This window comes from Streptomyces sp. NPDC001709 (assembly GCF_053596375.1).
The window spans coordinates 270,983-286,832 of the sequence record NZ_JBSFGB010000003.1 but is presented as its reverse complement, the minus strand read 5'-3'; the positions used below and the strand labels follow the sequence as shown (position 1 = coordinate 286,832).

General features: G+C 73.6%; 12 protein-coding genes. 7 read left to right on the top strand and 5 right to left on the bottom strand.

The genetic code is table 11. From position 1 onward, the window contains the following. Window positions 1-64 precede the first annotated feature (64 nt). The 3 genes from ACWC0C_RS06360 to ACWC0C_RS06350 all read left to right on the top strand — a co-directional run bounded on the left by ACWC0C_RS06360 (window position 65) and on the right by ACWC0C_RS06350 (window position 2,918). On the top strand, window positions 65-175 hold the full coding sequence (locus tag ACWC0C_RS06360; protein WP_450862053.1) for a putative leader peptide: 111 nt from the start codon (window positions 65-67) through the stop codon (window positions 173-175). Window positions 176-300: 125 nt separating this feature from the next. Beyond that, window positions 301-1,512 carry an LLM class flavin-dependent oxidoreductase gene (locus ACWC0C_RS06355; RefSeq protein WP_450862051.1) on the top strand — a complete coding sequence of 404 codons (1,212 nt, stop codon included), beginning with the start codon at window positions 301-303 and terminating at the stop codon, window positions 1,510-1,512. Between the two features lie 26 nt (window positions 1,513-1,538). Further along, on the top strand, window positions 1,539-2,918 hold the full coding sequence (locus ACWC0C_RS06350) for an NtaA/DmoA family FMN-dependent monooxygenase (RefSeq protein WP_450862049.1): 1,380 nt from the start codon (window positions 1,539-1,541) through the stop codon (window positions 2,916-2,918). Window positions 2,919-3,041: 123 nt separating this feature from the next. Here the strand turns inward: ACWC0C_RS06350 and absR1 are convergent, their stop codons facing one another. Further along, entirely contained in the window at window positions 3,042-4,136 is a 1,095-nt protein-coding gene (gene absR1 / locus ACWC0C_RS06345; RefSeq protein ID WP_450862047.1) for a beta-glucuronidase AbsR1, read from the bottom strand. Between the two features lie 95 nt (window positions 4,137-4,231). Between absR1 and ACWC0C_RS06340 the strand changes: the two genes are divergently transcribed. Further along, a complete protein-coding gene (locus tag ACWC0C_RS06340; protein WP_450862045.1) occupies window positions 4,232-5,941 on the top strand; it encodes a LuxR family transcriptional regulator AbsR2 in 1,710 nt (569 codons plus the stop codon). 8 nt (window positions 5,942-5,949) lie between these two features. Here the strand turns inward: ACWC0C_RS06340 and ACWC0C_RS06335 are convergent, their stop codons facing one another. Further along, window positions 5,950-8,562: a CHAT domain-containing protein gene (locus ACWC0C_RS06335; protein ID WP_450862043.1), complete on the bottom strand. Its 2,613-nt coding sequence runs from the start codon at window positions 8,560-8,562 to the stop codon at window positions 5,950-5,952. Window positions 8,563-8,638: 76 nt separating this feature from the next. On the opposite strand from ACWC0C_RS06335, the gene ACWC0C_RS06330 reads away from it, so the two are divergent. From ACWC0C_RS06330 to ACWC0C_RS06320, 3 genes are read left to right on the top strand one after another with little or no spacing between them, the layout of a single operon-like run. Further along, a complete protein-coding gene (locus ACWC0C_RS06330) occupies window positions 8,639-10,063 on the top strand; it encodes a S8/S53 family peptidase (protein ID WP_450862041.1) in 1,425 nt (474 codons plus the stop codon). Then, complete coding sequence (locus tag ACWC0C_RS06325; protein WP_449199152.1) at window positions 10,060-10,698, top strand: RNA polymerase sigma factor; 639 nt, start codon at window positions 10,060-10,062, stop codon at window positions 10,696-10,698. Before ACWC0C_RS06330 ends, ACWC0C_RS06325 begins: the two co-directional genes overlap by 4 nt. Further along, window positions 10,695-11,177 carry a hypothetical protein gene (locus ACWC0C_RS06320; protein ID WP_449199153.1) on the top strand — a complete coding sequence of 161 codons (483 nt, stop codon included), beginning with the start codon at window positions 10,695-10,697 and terminating at the stop codon, window positions 11,175-11,177. Before ACWC0C_RS06325 ends, ACWC0C_RS06320 begins: the two co-directional genes overlap by 4 nt. Window positions 11,178-11,235: 58 nt before the next feature. Here the strand turns inward: ACWC0C_RS06320 and ACWC0C_RS06315 are convergent, their stop codons facing one another. The 3 genes from ACWC0C_RS06315 to ACWC0C_RS06305 all read right to left on the bottom strand — a co-directional run bounded on the left by ACWC0C_RS06315 (window position 11,236) and on the right by ACWC0C_RS06305 (window position 15,688). Next, the gene (locus tag ACWC0C_RS06315; protein WP_450862038.1) at window positions 11,236-12,459 is read right to left on the bottom strand and encodes a cytochrome P450; all 1,224 of its coding nucleotides are present in this window, start codon (window positions 12,457-12,459) and stop codon (window positions 11,236-11,238) included. Window positions 12,460-12,526: 67 nt separating this feature from the next. Beyond that, window positions 12,527-13,330 (bottom strand): N-formylglutamate amidohydrolase, encoded by an 804-nt coding sequence (locus ACWC0C_RS06310; RefSeq protein WP_449199155.1) that lies wholly within the window; start codon window positions 13,328-13,330, stop codon window positions 12,527-12,529. 138 nt (window positions 13,331-13,468) lie between these two features. Then, the gene (locus ACWC0C_RS06305) at window positions 13,469-15,688 is read right to left on the bottom strand and encodes an NADP-dependent isocitrate dehydrogenase (RefSeq protein WP_450862035.1); all 2,220 of its coding nucleotides are present in this window, start codon (window positions 15,686-15,688) and stop codon (window positions 13,469-13,471) included. Window positions 15,689-15,850 lie beyond the last annotated feature (162 nt).

Below are 15,850 nucleotides of genomic sequence, written 5' to 3'. Positions count from 1 at the left end.
GGGTTGACGAGACTCGACAGGCGGGCGAGACGCCCGCCGCGCCCGACGGACGGAGGTGACGGTCGTGACCCGGATACTCCCGCCGTGCGCCCCGCAGTCGTACCGCTCCGTCCGTCTGCACTCCCGGCCGCACATAGACCTCCAGCGCGTGTCCGCCGCGCTCTGTCGCCGCTGACCCTTCCCCCGGCCCCGGCCCTCCCCGGCCCCCGGACCGGGTCTCCTCCTGCCGAGCTCGCCCGCACCGACGCCCCGCGCCCCGCGAGCCGGTGTTCTCGTACGGACATCAAGGAAGGCACCGCCGTGTCCTCAACTCCCGCCTCCCCTCTGCACCTTGCCGTCGCCCTGGACGGCACCGGCTGGCACCCCGCGTCGTGGCGCGAGCCGGTCGCCCGCCCCCGGGACCTGCTCACCGCCGGCTACTGGGCCGACCTGGTCGCCGAGGCCGAACGGGGCCTCCTCGACTTCGTCACCTTCGAGGACGGCCTCGGCCCGCAGTCCTCGCACTTCCTCGACCCCGACGAGCGCACCGACCAGGTACGCGGCCGGCTGGACGCGGTCCTCATCGCCTCCCGTGTCGCCCCCCTCACCCGGCACATAGGGCTGGTGCCGACCGTGGTGGCCACGCACACCGAGCCGTTCCACATCTCCAAGGCGATCGCCACCCTGGACTACGTCAGCACCGGCCGTGCGGGCCTGCGCGTGCAGATCAGCGGCCGGCCGAACGAGGCCGCCCACTTCGGCCGCCGTGCCATCGGCCGGATCGAGGCCTACGACAGCCCGGCCGCACAGGGCCTGATCACCGAACTGTTCGACGAGGCCGCCGACTACGTGGAAGTGGTGCGCCGGCTCTGGGACAGCTGGGAGGACGACGCCGAGATCCGGGACGCGGCGACGGGCCGCTTCATCGACCGGGACAAGCTGCACTACATCGCGTTCGAGGGCCGCCACTTCAGCGTCAAGGGGCCGTCCATCACGCCCCGCCCGCCCCAGGGCCAGCCGCTGGTCACCGCCCTCGCCCACCAGACCGTCCCGTACCGCCTCGTCGCCCGCCAGGCCGACATCGGCTATGTCACCCCGCACGACGTGGACCAGGCCCGCGCGATCGTCGCCGAGATCCGCGCCGAACAGCAGACGGCCGGCCGCGCCGCCGAGCCCCTGCACATCTTCGGCGACCTCGTCGTCTTCCTCGACGACAGCCAGGCCGAGGCCGAGGCCCGGCGGGAGCGGCTGGACGCGCTGGCGGGAGAGCCGTACACCAGTGACGCCCGGATCTTCACCGGCACGGCCACCCAACTCGCCAGCGTTATAGAGGAGTTGGCTGGCGGAGGGCTGACCGGGTTCCGGCTGCGGCCCGCCGTCGCCGGGCACGACCTGCCGCGCATCAGCCGCGACCTGGTGCCCGAACTCCAGCGCCGGGGCCGCTTCCGTGACGCCTACGAGGCCGACACCCTGCGTGGACTGCTCGGCCTCGCCCGCCCCGCCAACCGCTACGCCGCAGCCGCATCAGCCTGAGCAGCCGGAGAGGACGACCGCACCCCATGAGCAAGCCACTAAAGCAGATCCACCTGGCCGCCCACTTCCCCGGAGTCAACAACACCACGGTGTGGAGCGACCCGGCCGCCGGCAGCCACATAGAGTTCAGCTCCTTCGCGCACTTCGCGCAGACCGCCGAACGCGCCAAGTTCGACTTCCTGTTCCTCGCCGAGGGGCTCAGGCTGCGCGAACAGGGCGGCAGGATCTACGACCTGGACGTCGTGGGCCGCCCCGACACCTTCACCGTACTGGCCGCGCTGGCCGCCGTGACCGACCGGCTCGGCCTGACCGGCACCGTCAACTCCACGTTCAACGAGCCGTACGAGGTGGCCCGTCAGTTCGCGAGCCTCGACCATCTCTCCGGCGGCCGTTCCGCGTGGAACGTCGTGACCTCCTGGGACGCCTTCACCGGCGAGAACTTCCGCCGCGGCGGCTTCCTGCCGCAGGAGGAGCGCTACTCCCGCGCCAAGGAGTTCCTCGCCACCGCGAACGAACTCTTCGACTCCTGGCGCGGCGACGAGATCCTCGCCGACCGGGTCACCGGCACCTTCCTCCGCGACGCCAAGGCCGGCGCCTTCGTCCACCGAGGGCAGCACTTCGACATCCACGGCCGGTTCAACGTCCCGCGCTCCCCGCAGGGCCGCCCGGTCGTCTTCCAGGCGGGCGACTCCGACGAGGGCCGCGAGTTCGCAGCCTCCAGCGCGGACGCGATCTTCAGCAGGTACTCGACGCTGAAGGAGGGCCAAGCTTTCTACACGGACGTCAAGTCCCGCCTCGCCAAGTACGGTCGCCGGCCCGGCCAACTGCTCATCCTGCCCGCCGCGACCTTCGTCCTCGGCGACACCGACCAGGAGGCCGCCGAACTCGCCCGTGAGGTGCGCCGACAGCAGGTCAGCGGCGTGACCGCCATCAAACACCTGGAGTTCGTCTGGAACCGCGACCTGTCGGCCTACGACCCGGAGGGCCCGCTGCCCGACGTCGACCCGGTGGTGAGCGAGGAGCACATCTCCCGGGGGCGGGCCCAGGTGCGGATGTACCGGGACCCGATCGCCATCGCCCGTGAGTGGCGGCAGCTCGCGGAGGCCAACAAATGGTCCATCCGCGACCTGGTCATCAACACCGGCAACCGGCAGACCTTCGTCGGCTCCCCGGCCACCGTCGCCCAGACCATCAACGACTTCGTGCAGGCGGACGCCTCCGACGGCTTCATCCTCGTCCCGCACCTCACCCCCGGCGGCCTCGATCCCTTCGCCGACAAGGTCGTACCCCTGCTCCAGGAACAGGGCGTGTTCCGCAGCGACTACGCGGGCACGACCCTGCGCGACCACCTCGGCCTCGACCACCCGGACGCGGACTCCGCATCGCGCGCGCGGGCCGCGTCGTGAACCTGGTGCTGCCGGGCGCCACGTCACAGGAGTGTGTGGTCGCGGTCGTCACCTCCCCCGTGGGTGACGACCGCGACCGCTTCCCCCCGGCACCGGACTGTGGTCGGTGGCCTCCGTGTGCCGTCACCAGCACATGACCGCTGTCTCCCCGGAGCCCCACGTGGAGTACAGGCGGACGCGGACCACATAGCGCCGGCCCTTGACGAGCCGGACCCTGACGACGGCGTTGTCCGGACCGCCGCCGTCGTCGTGGCCCGCGAGGAAGCGCGGCACCCCGTCGCGCTCCTCGAAGACCACGAGCACGGTGTCGGCGTCGCCGAAGGTGCCCACGGTGTAGTCGCGGGTCTCCGGCGGCTCGACGGTGAAGTCGGCCTGCTCACCCGGCCCCAGACCGAGCGGCGCCGACCGGAACGGCACCAGCGCGGCCGGCCCCGCGGGGACGGCGGGTGGATACCAGCGCAGCACGAACTCCTTGTCGGCAGGGGACGGACCGCCGGACGGAGACAGCCCCCCGCGGTACTGCTCCGGCTCCAGCACCAGCCCCGGCCCGAACGGGAACGTCATCACCGAGTGCGGATCCCACACCGAGCCGCTCGCCTCGCCGGCGTCCAGCTCGCGCAGGACGTTCGTGTACGTCGTCTCCCGGCTCCAGAAGTTCGGCGGTCCCGCCAGTTCGGCGTACACGGCCTCGTCGTCCCAGTGGAGCCCGGCGTACGGACTCTGGTGCTCGTGCACCATGCCGAGCGCGTGCCCGATCTCGTGCAGAACCGTGCCGCGCTCGCCGGGCCCGCTCACGTCCCAGCCCAGGTTCATGGTGCGCTCGCTCCGGCCCACCACCAGCGCCTCGCGGCCCACCGCCGACCAGGAACCGCCGCCGGCCTGGAAGCCGATCCGCAGCTCGGCCTCACGCGGGTCGTCCACCTCGGCGAATGTGAGGCCGATGCCGAGACCCTGCCACTCGCGGAAGCAGTCGCGGACCACGGCCCGCTGCTCCTCGCCCCCGGCCCACGGCACCCGGCGCAGCTCACCGGTCCGGGGAACCGGGATCACCGAGGCGGCGCAGCCGTCGGCGGAGTCGTCGTAGAAGGAGTAGTGCAGCACCGTGCCGTTGACCCACATCCGCCGCCCGGCGAGCAGCGCGCCCAGCCGCTCGGCCGTCAGCCCCGGTGCGAAGCACGGGGCCGGCTGCCGCGACAGCGAGCACAGGCGTCGGGTCATGCCACCACCCTGCCCGCCCGCCGGTGCCGGGCGCCTGAGTCGGCGGCTACTCAAGTCGCCCTGTATCAAACCTGAGTACGTGCGCTCTGCATGAGGTGAGGACTGACGAGCAGGACGCCAAGACGCTGGAGCAGCCTTGGCCGTTCACCGGCCGGGACGACGAACTGGAGCTGGTGCGCGGGTCGTGGGCCGCGGGCCGGCCCGGCATCGTGGTGACCGCACCGGCGGGCCACGGCAAGACCCGGCTGATCACGGAGGCGGTCCGGGGCACCGAGCACGCCCGTGTGACCGGCACCCCCGAGGCCCGGGGCCTGCCCTTCGCCGCGTTCGCCCACCTGCTGCCCGACACCGTCTCGCCGCACCGCGCGGTGCGGATCCTGTCCGGCGTACGGCTCCTCGTCGTGGACGACGCCCATCTGCTCGACGAGGCCTCCGCGGCCCTCGTCCACCAGCTCGCCGTGCACGGCCGCACCCGGCTCGTCGTGGCCGCGGTGGACGACGTGCCCACGCCCGGCGCGGTGTCCCGGCTGTGGACCGGGGAGCTGCTGCCCCGGCTGGCCCTCGAACCCCTGCCCTGCGAGGACACCGCCCAGCTGCTCGCCGCGGCCGGGCTGGAACCGCTCACCGTGCGCCGACTGCACCGGATGTGCCGGGGCGATCTGCGGCTGCTGCGCGAGCTGGTCGCCGCACTCGGCGCGGCCGGGCGGCTGATTCCCGTTCCCGGTACGCAGCAGCGGGCCTGGCGGGGGGCGCTGCCGGTCACCGCGGCCGTACGGGAGCGACTCGCCCCGGTACTCGGACGCTCCGGCTCGGGTGAACGGGACACGCTGGAGCGCCTGGCCTTCGCCGAGCCGCTGCCCCTGTCGCCGGACGACCTCGATCTGGACGTCCTGGAGCGGCTGGAGGCGGACGGCCTGATCCACGTCGGCGAGCAGGGCGGCGCCGTCACCCTCGCCCACCCCCTGCACGGGGCGGCCCTGCGGGCCGCGGCCGGCCGGCTGCGGGCCCGCCGGCTGGCCGGCGTGCCGCGCGACCACGGACCGGCCCTCGAGGCCGAACGCCGGGTCCTGGTACGGGCGATCGAGCGGCTGGATGTGCGGTCGGTGCCCACCCCGGTGGGGGAGTGGCTGGTGGCGGAGAGCGCGACGCTCCCGGCCGGGTACGCCGCCGTGCGCGCTCGGTACGCGCGACTGCGGGGGGAGGTCCGGGACGCCGCCGCCTGGGCGCGGGAGGGGCTGCGGGGGGCGCCGGGCGACGCGGCATGCCGCGCGGAACTCCGCCTCGCCGGCGGCGAGTTCGGCCAGAGCGGGGACGAGGACGTGTACGCCCGGTACGACGCCGTACGCCTCGGTGACGTGGAACGGGTCGCCGGACGGTTGCCCGCCGGCAGTGTGTTCGCGCGGCACGCCGACGCGCTGGCGCGCAGGGACGGGGACGGCCTGGACCGGGCCGCCGAGGCCCTGGCACAGCGCGGCTTCCTGCTGTTCGCGGCCGAGGCCCGTGCACAGGCCGCGCGGGCGCACCGGGATCCACGGGCGGCGCGCGTGTCCCGTACCGGGGCGGTCGCACTCGCGCGGCGCTGCCAGGGGGCACGGACGCCCGCACTGGCCGGGCTGGTCCTCGGTGAACTGACGGCTCGGCAGCGGCAGATCGTGACGCTCGCGGCGGCGGGGCTCAGCAACCGGGAGATCGCCGAGCGGTTGACCCTGTCCGTGCGGACGGTGGGGAATCACCTGTACAGCGCGTACAGCCGGCTCGGCACGGGGGACCGGGGAGCGTTGCCGTTGCTGTGTGCATCGGCGTAGGGGCGTTCCTACGCCGCCCCAAATGCCGCGAACGCCCAGCCCGTTGCCTGGTGCACCGCATCGCCCGGCAGGGCGGCGCGGGCGTCCCGAAGTGCCTCCGCCAACGACAGGCCCGCGTCCAGGCCCTTGTGCAGGGCCAGCATCAGCGGCACCACCGCCGCGTCGTTGACCGGGGCGCTGCTCGCCACCACCCCGGCCGTGCCGAGCGGCAGCAACGCGGTGACCAGGCCGAGGAGTTCGTCGGCGCCCACGGAGGCGAGGCGGGCGGTGTCGCAGCTGGAGAGGATGATCCGGTAGGGGCTGCGGGCGAGCCGCTCGAAGTCGTGCACGATCAGCGGGCCGTCGGCCATGCGGAGGGCCGAGAAGAGGGGGCTGTCGGCCCGGAAGGTGCCGTGGGCCGCGAGGTGGGCCAGGGCCGCGCCGTCGAGGTGTTCCAGGACGCGCGGCACCTGTGCCTCGTCGCCCTCCAGGACCGTCGCCGTACCGTACCGGCCCGCCAGTTGCGGTACTTCCGCGCCGCCGGTCGCGAGGCCGGGCCCGCGCACCAGGACGTGCCGGCCGCCCCGTGGCGGCTCGGTCTCGCGGGCGCGCAGCCAGCTGCCGGCCGACGGCGACACGCTGAGCACCCGGTCCCGCAGCGCGGGCAGCAGTGCCCAGGGCACCCGGTGCAGCGCCCCCGGCGGCACGATCACCACCGGCCCCGAGCCGAGCTGGGCCGCCGCCCCGCCCAGCAGCAGTTCCTGGAGGCGCAGGCCCGCCGCCTCCACGAGCGGCAGCCGGGCCTCGGCGCCGGGGTGGGCGAGCCGGCGCAGTCCGGCCTGGACGTGCTCGGCCTCGGCCACCGCTTCCGCCAGCGGGCCGCCGGTGAACCGCCGTACCCGGCCCTGTCCGCACAGCAGGACGTGCACCCGCCCGTCGACCACGGCGAGTTCGGCCAGGCGTGCCTCGCCGAGCCGGTCCAGCAGCCGGGCCACGTCGAAGCGGTCGCCCCCGTGCGGGGCGGCGCCGCGTATGTGGTGGGTGCGGGAACGGATCTCCCGTTCCAGGCGCCGCCGTTCGCGCTCCAGCGCCGGTACCGGGCGGCCCTCCATCCGGGCCTCCTCTGCGCGGGCCGCGATCTCCCGGTAGGCGGTCAGGCCGCTCAGCAGCGCCAGGTCGGCGGGCGGCCGCGTGGGCGGGGCGGACAGGACGGTCGCCCGCCAGCGCTCGCTCCACTCCAGCAGCCGCCGCGGACCGCCGTGGGCGAGGCTCACCTCCTGGGCCAGCGCGGCCAGTTCGGCGCCCTGCGCGGTGGTGTGGGCGCGCAGCTCCGAGGCGCCGAGCGTCATCCGGTGGTCGTCCAGCACCTCCAGACCGCGCCGGCAGGCCTCCAGCACGCCCCGCCGCGATCCGGCCGCGCGCGCCCGGAGCGCCTGTGCCGCCCAGCCCGTCACCCGGGCCGGCGGCGGCCCGCCGTAGCGGCTGCGCGCGGCCACCGCCAGGTGCCGTTCCGCGTCGGCCGTCCAGCCCAGCGCGAGCGCGATCCGGCCCGCGAGCAGCGACGCCTCCGGCGCGGCGGGTGAGCCGAAGGAAGCCAGCTTCCCGGCGACCGCCGCCGCGTCGGCCACCAACCGCCCCGAACGGCGCCCGGCCGCCACCCGCGACTCGATCAGCACCAGCCGGGCATGGGTCTCCCACCACATCCGCCGCTGCGCCGCGAACAGCCGTACGGCGATCGCGGCGCGGGCCACGGCCGTGTGCGGGTCCCCGGCCGAGCGGGCGGCCCACGCGGCGGCCAGCAGCAGCTCGGCCTTGCGGGTCGACTGCCCGCCGATCCGGTCCAGCAGCGCGATCGCCGCGTCCGCCTCGGCGAGCGCCTCCGGGGCCAGACCGGCCGCCATCAGCACCTCGCAGCGCCGGATGGACAGCATGTAGGTGGGCGTGCCGAGTTTCGCGTACCGCTCCTCGGCCTCGTCCAGCAGCCGCAGCGCCGCCGGGATGTCCCCGGACCGGAACGCGGCCAGGCCCCGGCTCTCCACCGCGTCGGCCTTGTCGTGCTCCTGGCCGGTGGTGTCCCACAGCCGCTCCGCCGCCGTGAAGTCCGCGACCGCCCGGTCCACCGCGCCGAGCGCCAGATGCACGGTGGCCCGCAGGGTCAGCGCCCGCGCGGTCCAGATGTCGTCGCCGAGCTGCCGCAGCACCGGCAGCGCCCGCCGTACGTCCTCCAGCGCCTCCCGGTGGCGCCCCAGCACCCACCACACGTACGCCCGCCGGTACAGCACCCGGGCCCGGGTGTGTCCCGTGCCCCGGGCGACCCCGCGCTCGAAGGCGGCGAGCCCCTGTCGCGTGCGCCCCGCGTGCACCAGTGCGACCCCCAGCGTCGCGAGCACATCCGCCTCGCGGTCGGCCGACTCGGCGCGCGCGGCCAGGTCCCGGGCCCGGCGCAGATGCCTGAGCGCGATCCGCAGATCGCCGAAGTCCCGCTGCCAGATGCCGAGCACCTGGTGGGCGACGCTGGCGGGCAGCGGCGGCGGATCGGCCCGCAGCACCTGTTCCGCGCGTGCCCGGGCCTCGCCCGGGTCGGCGAACACCAGGGGCAGCAGTTCGAGAACCGACTCGCCTTCCGCTGTCACGCCTCGCATGGTAGTGGCCTGCTGTATCAGACGGTGGCCCCGCGGCTCTCACTGTCGAACACCGTCTTCAGGGGGAGGACAGGCCATGGCACCACAGCGGTTCCACGAGCAGTTCGAGCACATCCAGCGCTCCATGCCGGACGTACCTCTGGCCATGGGGCCGGACGACGACGCCCGCTTCCTGTACGAGAGGGGGGTCGTCCTGGCCCGGGACGGCGAGGAGGCCCGTGCCGTCGAGGACGCCGTGCGTGCCCACTTCACCGCGGCCGAAGGCCTCGTGCCCGACCATGTCCGCCGGGACGGCCCGGAGACCAACCGCACCGGTGTCACCCGCATCCGCACCGGCGCCCCGGGCGCCGGCGACGACACCGTCCCGCACGCGCTGCGCGCCCTGCGGGAGGCCGAGGACCGCCGTGGCCGCCGGCTGGTGAGCCGCAATCACGTGGTGCACATCGCGGTCAACGCCTGCCCCGGCGACGAGCCGGTGCCCGTCGCCCGCACCCGGCCCGCCAACCCGGCGGCCACGGACGGAGGTTACGACGCGGACAGCGCCGTCGGTGTCCTCGTGATCGACACCGGTCTCGTGCACGACCACCGCCGCTATCCGCCGCTCGCCCACACCACGGGCGACGCCCAGGCGGCCGAGACCGACGCCGACGGTGTGCTCCGCCAGTACGTCGGCCATGGCACCTTCATCGCCGGGATCCTCGCGGCCGTCGCACCCGGCACCGCCATCACCGTCCGCGGCACCCTGAACGACGCCGGGGCGATCCTGGAGTCCGAGTTCGGCGCCCGGCTCTTCGAGGCGGTGGACCAAGGCGGCTGGCCCGACATCATCAGCCTCTCGGCGGGCACCCCCACCGAGAACGGCGACGGCCTGATCGGCCTGGACGCGTTCATGCGCGAACTGCGTGAGCAGCGCACCCTGCTGGTGGCCGCCGCCGGCAACAACGCCAGCGACACGCCGTTCTGGCCCGCCGCCTACGCCGCCCTGCCCGAGTACGCGGACAGCGTGCTGTCGGTCGGAGCCCTGCGCGCGGACGGCGAGAGCGGGGCCTGCTTCAGCAACCACGGCCCCTGGGTGCGGGTCTACGCCCCGGGCGAGCGGCTGACCAGCGCCCTCACCGGCTTCGACACGCCCGTGCCGTACGTGTACCAGCACTCCACGTACGACGCCTGCCGGTACGGCTTCGACTACCCGTGCACCTGCCGGTTCCCGCGCCACACCGGCGTGCTGAGCGAGGGCCGGGAGAGCACCGGGGCCAAGCCGGACCAGGTGATGTTCGACGGCCTCGCGCAGTGGAGCGGCACCTCCTTCGCCACCCCGGTCGCCGCGGGGCTCGTAGCGGCGCACATGGCGGCGCACGAGGAGCGCGACCCGCGCGCGGCGCGCGCCCGGCTGCTGGCCGGGAGCGCGGACACCGCGGAGGTGCGCGGGGCGCGTGTCCCGGCGCTCCGGCCGCCCAGCTGGCGTCCCGTCCCGGTCGTCGCCGCGGCCGTGCCCGCATGAGGGCCGGAACCCTCCGCTCCACGGCGTACGATGACGTGCCGTACACGAGGGGTGGAGCCGTGGACCGAACAGAGGTCGGCGCGCTCGTCCAGTCCGCCGTCGACGGGGACGCCGCGGCCTGGAAGGCGCTGGTGGAAGGGATGAGTCCGCTGGTGTGGTCGGTGGTGCGCGCACACCGGCTCTCCGAGGCCGACGGCCACGAGGTCTACCAGACCGTGTGGTTCCGCTTCGCCCAGCACCTGGGCCGCATCCGCGAACCCGACAAGGCCGCCTCATGGCTGGCCAGTACGGCCCGGCACGAGTGCCTGAAGGTGCTCAAGGCCCTGACCCGGCTGACCCTGACGGACGACCCGCGGGTGCTGGACCGGGCCAGCGAGGAGCGGACCCCGGAGGAGTCGCTGATCGCTTCGGAGGAGGCGGCGGACCGGGCCGAGCGGGTGCGCCGTCTGTGGCAGGAGCTGGACGGACTGGGGGAGCGCTGCCGGCAGTTGCTGCGCGTGCTGGTGGCCTCCCCGCCGCCCAGCTACGGAGAGATCTCGGCCGCGCTCGGTATCGCGGTCGGCAGCATAGGACCCCTGCGCCAGCGCTGTCTGCGCCGGCTGCGGGCCCGGATGGACGCACGGGGTGGAAGGTGAACGAAGACGAGAATCGGAGCCGGCAACAGGGCACCGGCGAGGAGGAGTTGGCCGACACCCTGCTGGAGGAGGAGCTGCGCCGGGCCGCCGCGGTCCTGGATCCCGTACCGGAGGTGCTGCGCCAACTGGCCCTGGACGCCTACGCCTTGCACGATCTGGACGCCAGGATCGCCGAGCTGACCTTCGACTCGCTCGTGGACGCGCTGCCGGTCCGGGGCGTCACGGACGCGCCGCGGATGCTGACGTTCCGCGCGGGTGAGGTCACCGTCGACGTCGAGGTCACCGACGACGGGCTGATCGGCCAGGTACTGCCGCCGCGGTCGGCGCGCATCGACGTGCTCGGCGGCCCGCAGGCCGCCCGCCCCGTCACGGTCGACACCCTCGGCCGCTTCAGCAGCGACACACCACCGGCCGGGCCGTTCGCCCTCAGGCTGCGGACCGGCGCGGAGGTGATCGTCACGGAGTGGCTGCGGGCCTGAACCCGGTCGAGCAGGACGGGCGACGGGACGGGTCAGCGGGACGGGGCAACGGGACGGGTCAGCGCGACCAGGTCACGGGCAGCGTCTGCGGACCGCGGATCATCGTCCGGTGCCGCCACCGCACCTGCTCGGCCGGCACGGCGAGCCGCAGGCCGGGCAGCCGGTCCAGCAGGGTGTCGACCAGCAGCTCGGTCTGCAGCCGGGCCAGCAGCGTGCCCGTGCAGAAGTGCGAGCCGTTGCCGAACGCCACGTGCGCGTTCGGATCGCGGTCGGGGTCGATGCGGTCCGGGTCGGGGAAGACGGCCGGATCGCGGTTGGCGGCCAGGTAGGAGACGTAGACCGGCTCGCCCGCCGCGATCCGGTGGCCGGCGATCTCCACGTCCTCCAGCGCGATCCGGGCGAGCCCGACCGAGCTGCGGTGCGGGATCCACCGGAACAACTCGTCCAGCACCGGACCGCGCGCCTCGGGCCGCGCCCGCATCCGCTCCATCAGCTCCGGCCGGGTCAGCATCAGGTACAGCATCTGCCCGCAGTTGTGCGTGACGGCCTCGCCGCCGATCTGCAGCGGCCCGGCCAGCCCGACGGCCTCCGCCTCGCTGATCTCCCCGCGCGCCACGGCCCCGCCGAGCATCGCGTACACATCCTCGCCCGGGCTGTCGGCCCGGGCCCGGACGGTCGCGGTGATCCACCCGTACAGGCCCTCCTTGGCCCGGCCGGCCGCCTCGACCCCGTTGGTGGAGATGATTTCCCGGGTCCAGGCGTGCACCCGCTCCCGGTCCTCGGCCGGTACGCCCATCACCTCGCTGACGACGGTGATCGGGAACGGTTCCAGCACCCGCTCGATCAGATCGGCCGGCGGACCGTCCGCTACGACGCCGTCCACCAGCTCGTCCAGGATCTCCTGCGCGCGGGGCCGCAACCGCTTCATGGCGCTCACCGTGAAGGCGCCGGCGACCGGTTTGCGCAGCCGGTTGTGGTCGGGCTGGTCGGCCCAGGCGAGCGAACCCGGGCGGGGCGCGAAGTTCGGCGCCATCCGGGTCACCTGACGGGTGGTCACCTCGGTGCGGCTGAACCGCGGGTCGTTGGTGATCAGCTTCACGTCGTCGTAGCGGGTCGCCAGCCACGCCCAGCCCTCGCCGAACGGCAGCCGGATCCGGGTCAGCGGACCCTCGCGCATGAGGCCGGCGAGGACCGGGTCGAAGTCCGTCCCGTCCAGGTCGGGGGTGGGCCAGTCCCGTACGGGGGGTGGGGCTTGGCCGGTGAGCGTGGTCTCCTCGGTCATGTTCCCCACATTGATGCGGGGAGCGGTGGCTGTCCTGCGGGAGTAGTCCAGGTGGAGGGGTGTGCGCCTAGTGGGGTGGCGCTGCCGCGTCGACAAGCTCGGCCAGCGCTCCCGCCAGCCGCTCCAGCCCCTGGTCGGCCGGGCCGCCCGGCTCGGCCATATAGGTGTCCCGGCGGATCTCCACCATCAGGGCGCCGACCCGGGTGTCGGCGCCGTAGAACTCCAGCGGTACGTACGTCCCGGCGAACGGGCTGTCCAGACCCGTCTCCCCGCACACCGCGAACGCCTCACGAGCCGCCCTCGTCAGCTCCGGGGGTGTGTGGAAGGCGTCCGTGCCCAGGCACACGGGCGGACGCGGCCCGGCACCGTGCAGCTCGTAGGGCAGCGGCTCGGTCGGATAGGAGTGCACGTCGATGATGACGGCCCGTCCGGTCGCGGCCAGCCGTCCGGCGACCGCTTCGGCCATGGCTCGCGCGTACGGGCGGAAGTAGCGCTCCAGCAGCGGCTCGGGATCGGTGTCCGCGGGCCGGAGTGCGGCCCGGTGCGTGGTCCGCGTGTATACGGCACCCATGCCGACGGCCGTCATCTCCTCCCGCTCGTCCGGGAACCGCTCGGGATCGACGACCAGCCGGGACAGCCGGTTCACGAACCGCCAGGGCGTGACGGCGGCCAGATCGGCGGCCCGCTCGGCGAGCTCGGCCGTGTGCGCGTCCGTGATGTGGTCCAGCTCCCGCTCCAGCGCGGCGTCCTCCAGCACGATCCCGCGGCGCACGTCCTCGGGGACCGCCCGTGCGGAGTGCGGCACGTGCAGCAGCACGGGCGAGGTGGGGGCGCCGGGGAGGAGTTCGTACGAGGGCGCGTGCGGGGGCACGGGCGGCTCCAGGGGGCGTCGTCAGTGGCGTGGTGCGGGATCGAGGTGTCACAGCGGCATCGCCCGGCAACGGCTCCGCCCCGGCCGGAGATCACCGGCCGGGGCGGAGTCAGCAGGTCGGCTGGGCCGCCGCAGGCACTAGCTCAGGGAAGCCAGCGCCTCGTTCCAGGTGGCCGACGGGCGCATGACCGCGTCCGCCTTGGCCTTGTCGACCTGGTAGTAGCCGCCGATGTCGGCCGGGGAGCCCTGGACCGCGATCAGCTCGTCGACGATCTTCTGCTCGTTCGCCGCGAGGGTCTCGGCGAGCGGCGCGAAGGCCTTGGCCAGGTCGGCGTCGTCGGTCTGCCGGGCCAGCTCCTGCGCCCAGTACAGGGACAGGTAGAAGTGGCTGCCGCGGTTGTCGATGCCGCCGACGCGCCGGGTCGGGGACTTGTCCTCGTTGAGGAAGGTCGCCGTGGCGCGGTCGAGGGTGTCGGCGAGGACCTTGGCGCGGGTGTTGCCGGTGGCCGTCGCGTACTGCTCGAGGGACGGGACGAGCGCGAAGAACTCACCGAGGGAGTCCCAGCGCAGGTAGTTCTCCTTGACCAGCTGCTGGACGTGCTTCGGCGCGGAGCCGCCGGCGCCCGTCTCGAACAGGCCGCCGCCCGCCATCAGCGGGACGACCGACAGCATCTTGGCGCTGGTGCCCAGCTCCAGGATGGGGAAGAGGTCGGTCAGGTAGTCACGCAGCACGTTGCCGGTCACCGAGATGGTGTTCTCGCCGCGGCGGATGCGCTCCACCGACAGCTTGGTGGCCTCGACCGGGGACAGGATCCTGATGTCCAGGCCCTCGGTGTCGTGCTCCGTCAGGTACTGCCGGACCTTGGCGATCAGCTGCGCGTCGTGGGCGCGGTCCTCGTCCAGCCAGAAGACAGCCGGGTCGCCGGTGGCGCGGGCGCGGGTGACGGCCAGCTTGACCCAGTCGCGGATCGGGGCGTCCTTGGTCTGGCAGGCGCGGAAGATGTCGCCTGCGGCGACCGGCTGCTCGATGAGCACGTTGCCGGCCTGGTCGACCAGGCGGACCGTGCCGGCGGCCGGGACCTCGAAGGTCTTGTCGTGGGAGCCGTACTCCTCGGCCTTCTGCGCCATCAGGCCGACGTTCGGCACCGAGCCCATGGTGGACGGGTCGTAGGCGCCGTGGGCCCGGCAGTCCTCGATGACGGCCTGGTAGACACCGGCGTAGGAGGAGTCCGGGAGGACGGCGAGGGTGTCGGCCTCCTGGCCGTCCGGGCCCCACATGTGGCCGGAGGTGCGGATCATCGCCGGCATGGAGGCGTCGACGATGACGTCCGAGGGCACGTGCAGGTTGGTGATGCCCTTGTCGGAGTCGACCATGGCGAGGGCCGGGCCCTCGGCCAGCTCGGCGTCGAAGGAGGCCTTGATCTCGGCGCCCTCGGGCAGGTTGTCCAGGCCCTTCAGGATGCCGCCGAGGCCGTCGTTCGGGGTGAGACCGGCCGCCTTGAGGGTCTCGCCGTACTTCGCGAACGTCTTCGGGAAGAAGGCGCGCACCACATGGCCGAAGATGATCGGGTCGGAGACCTTCATCATCGTGGCCTTCAGGTGCACGGAGAACAGGACGCCCTCCTGCTTGGCGCGGGCGACCTGCGCGGCGAGGAACTGCTCCAGCTCGGCCACGTGCATGACGGAGGCGTCGACGACCTCGTCCTTCAGCACCGGCACGGACTCGCGCAGCACGGTGGTGGTGCCGTCCTCGGCGACCAGCTCGATCCTCAGCGCGCCGTCCTCGGCGATGACGACGGACTTCTCGGTGGAACGGAAGTCGTTCTCGCCCATCGTGGCTACATTGGTCTTGGACTCGGAGGACCAGGCGCCCATGCGGTGCGGGTGGGTCTTGGCGTAGTTCTTCACCGAGGCCGGGGCGCGGCGGTCGGAGTTGCCCTCACGCAGCACCGGGTTGACGGCGGAGCCCTTGACCTTGTCGTAGCGGGCGCGGGTCTCGCGCTCCTCGTCGGTCTTCGGGTCGTCCGGGTAGTCCGGCAGCGCGTAGCCCTTGCCCTGCAGCTCGGCGACGGCGGCGCGCAGCTGCGGGATGGACGCCGAGATGTTCGGCAGCTTGACGATGTTGGCCTCGGGAGTCTTGGCCAGGTCGCCCAGCTCGGCCAGCGCGTCCGGGATGCGCTGGTCCTCGTTCAGGTACTCCGGGAAGTGGGCGATGATGCGTCCGGCCAGCGAGATGTCCCGGGTCTCCACGGGCACAGCGGCCTGCGCGGCGTAGGCCTGGATCACCGGCAGGAACGAATGCGTCGCCAGGGCCGGGGCCTCGTCTGTGTAGGTGTAGATGATGGTCGAGTCAGTCACCGGGTGCTCCGCTCCACGTCTGCAACATTGCTCGACATCAAGATATCTCGTGATCGGGGTCCGCTCGACAGGGGTCCCGGCCGGAAAAGGTCCGCGCCGGTGCAACCGGAAGCCGCCTCTGATGGTCATGACAAACGATCACCCGCAGACCACGGGTGCTCG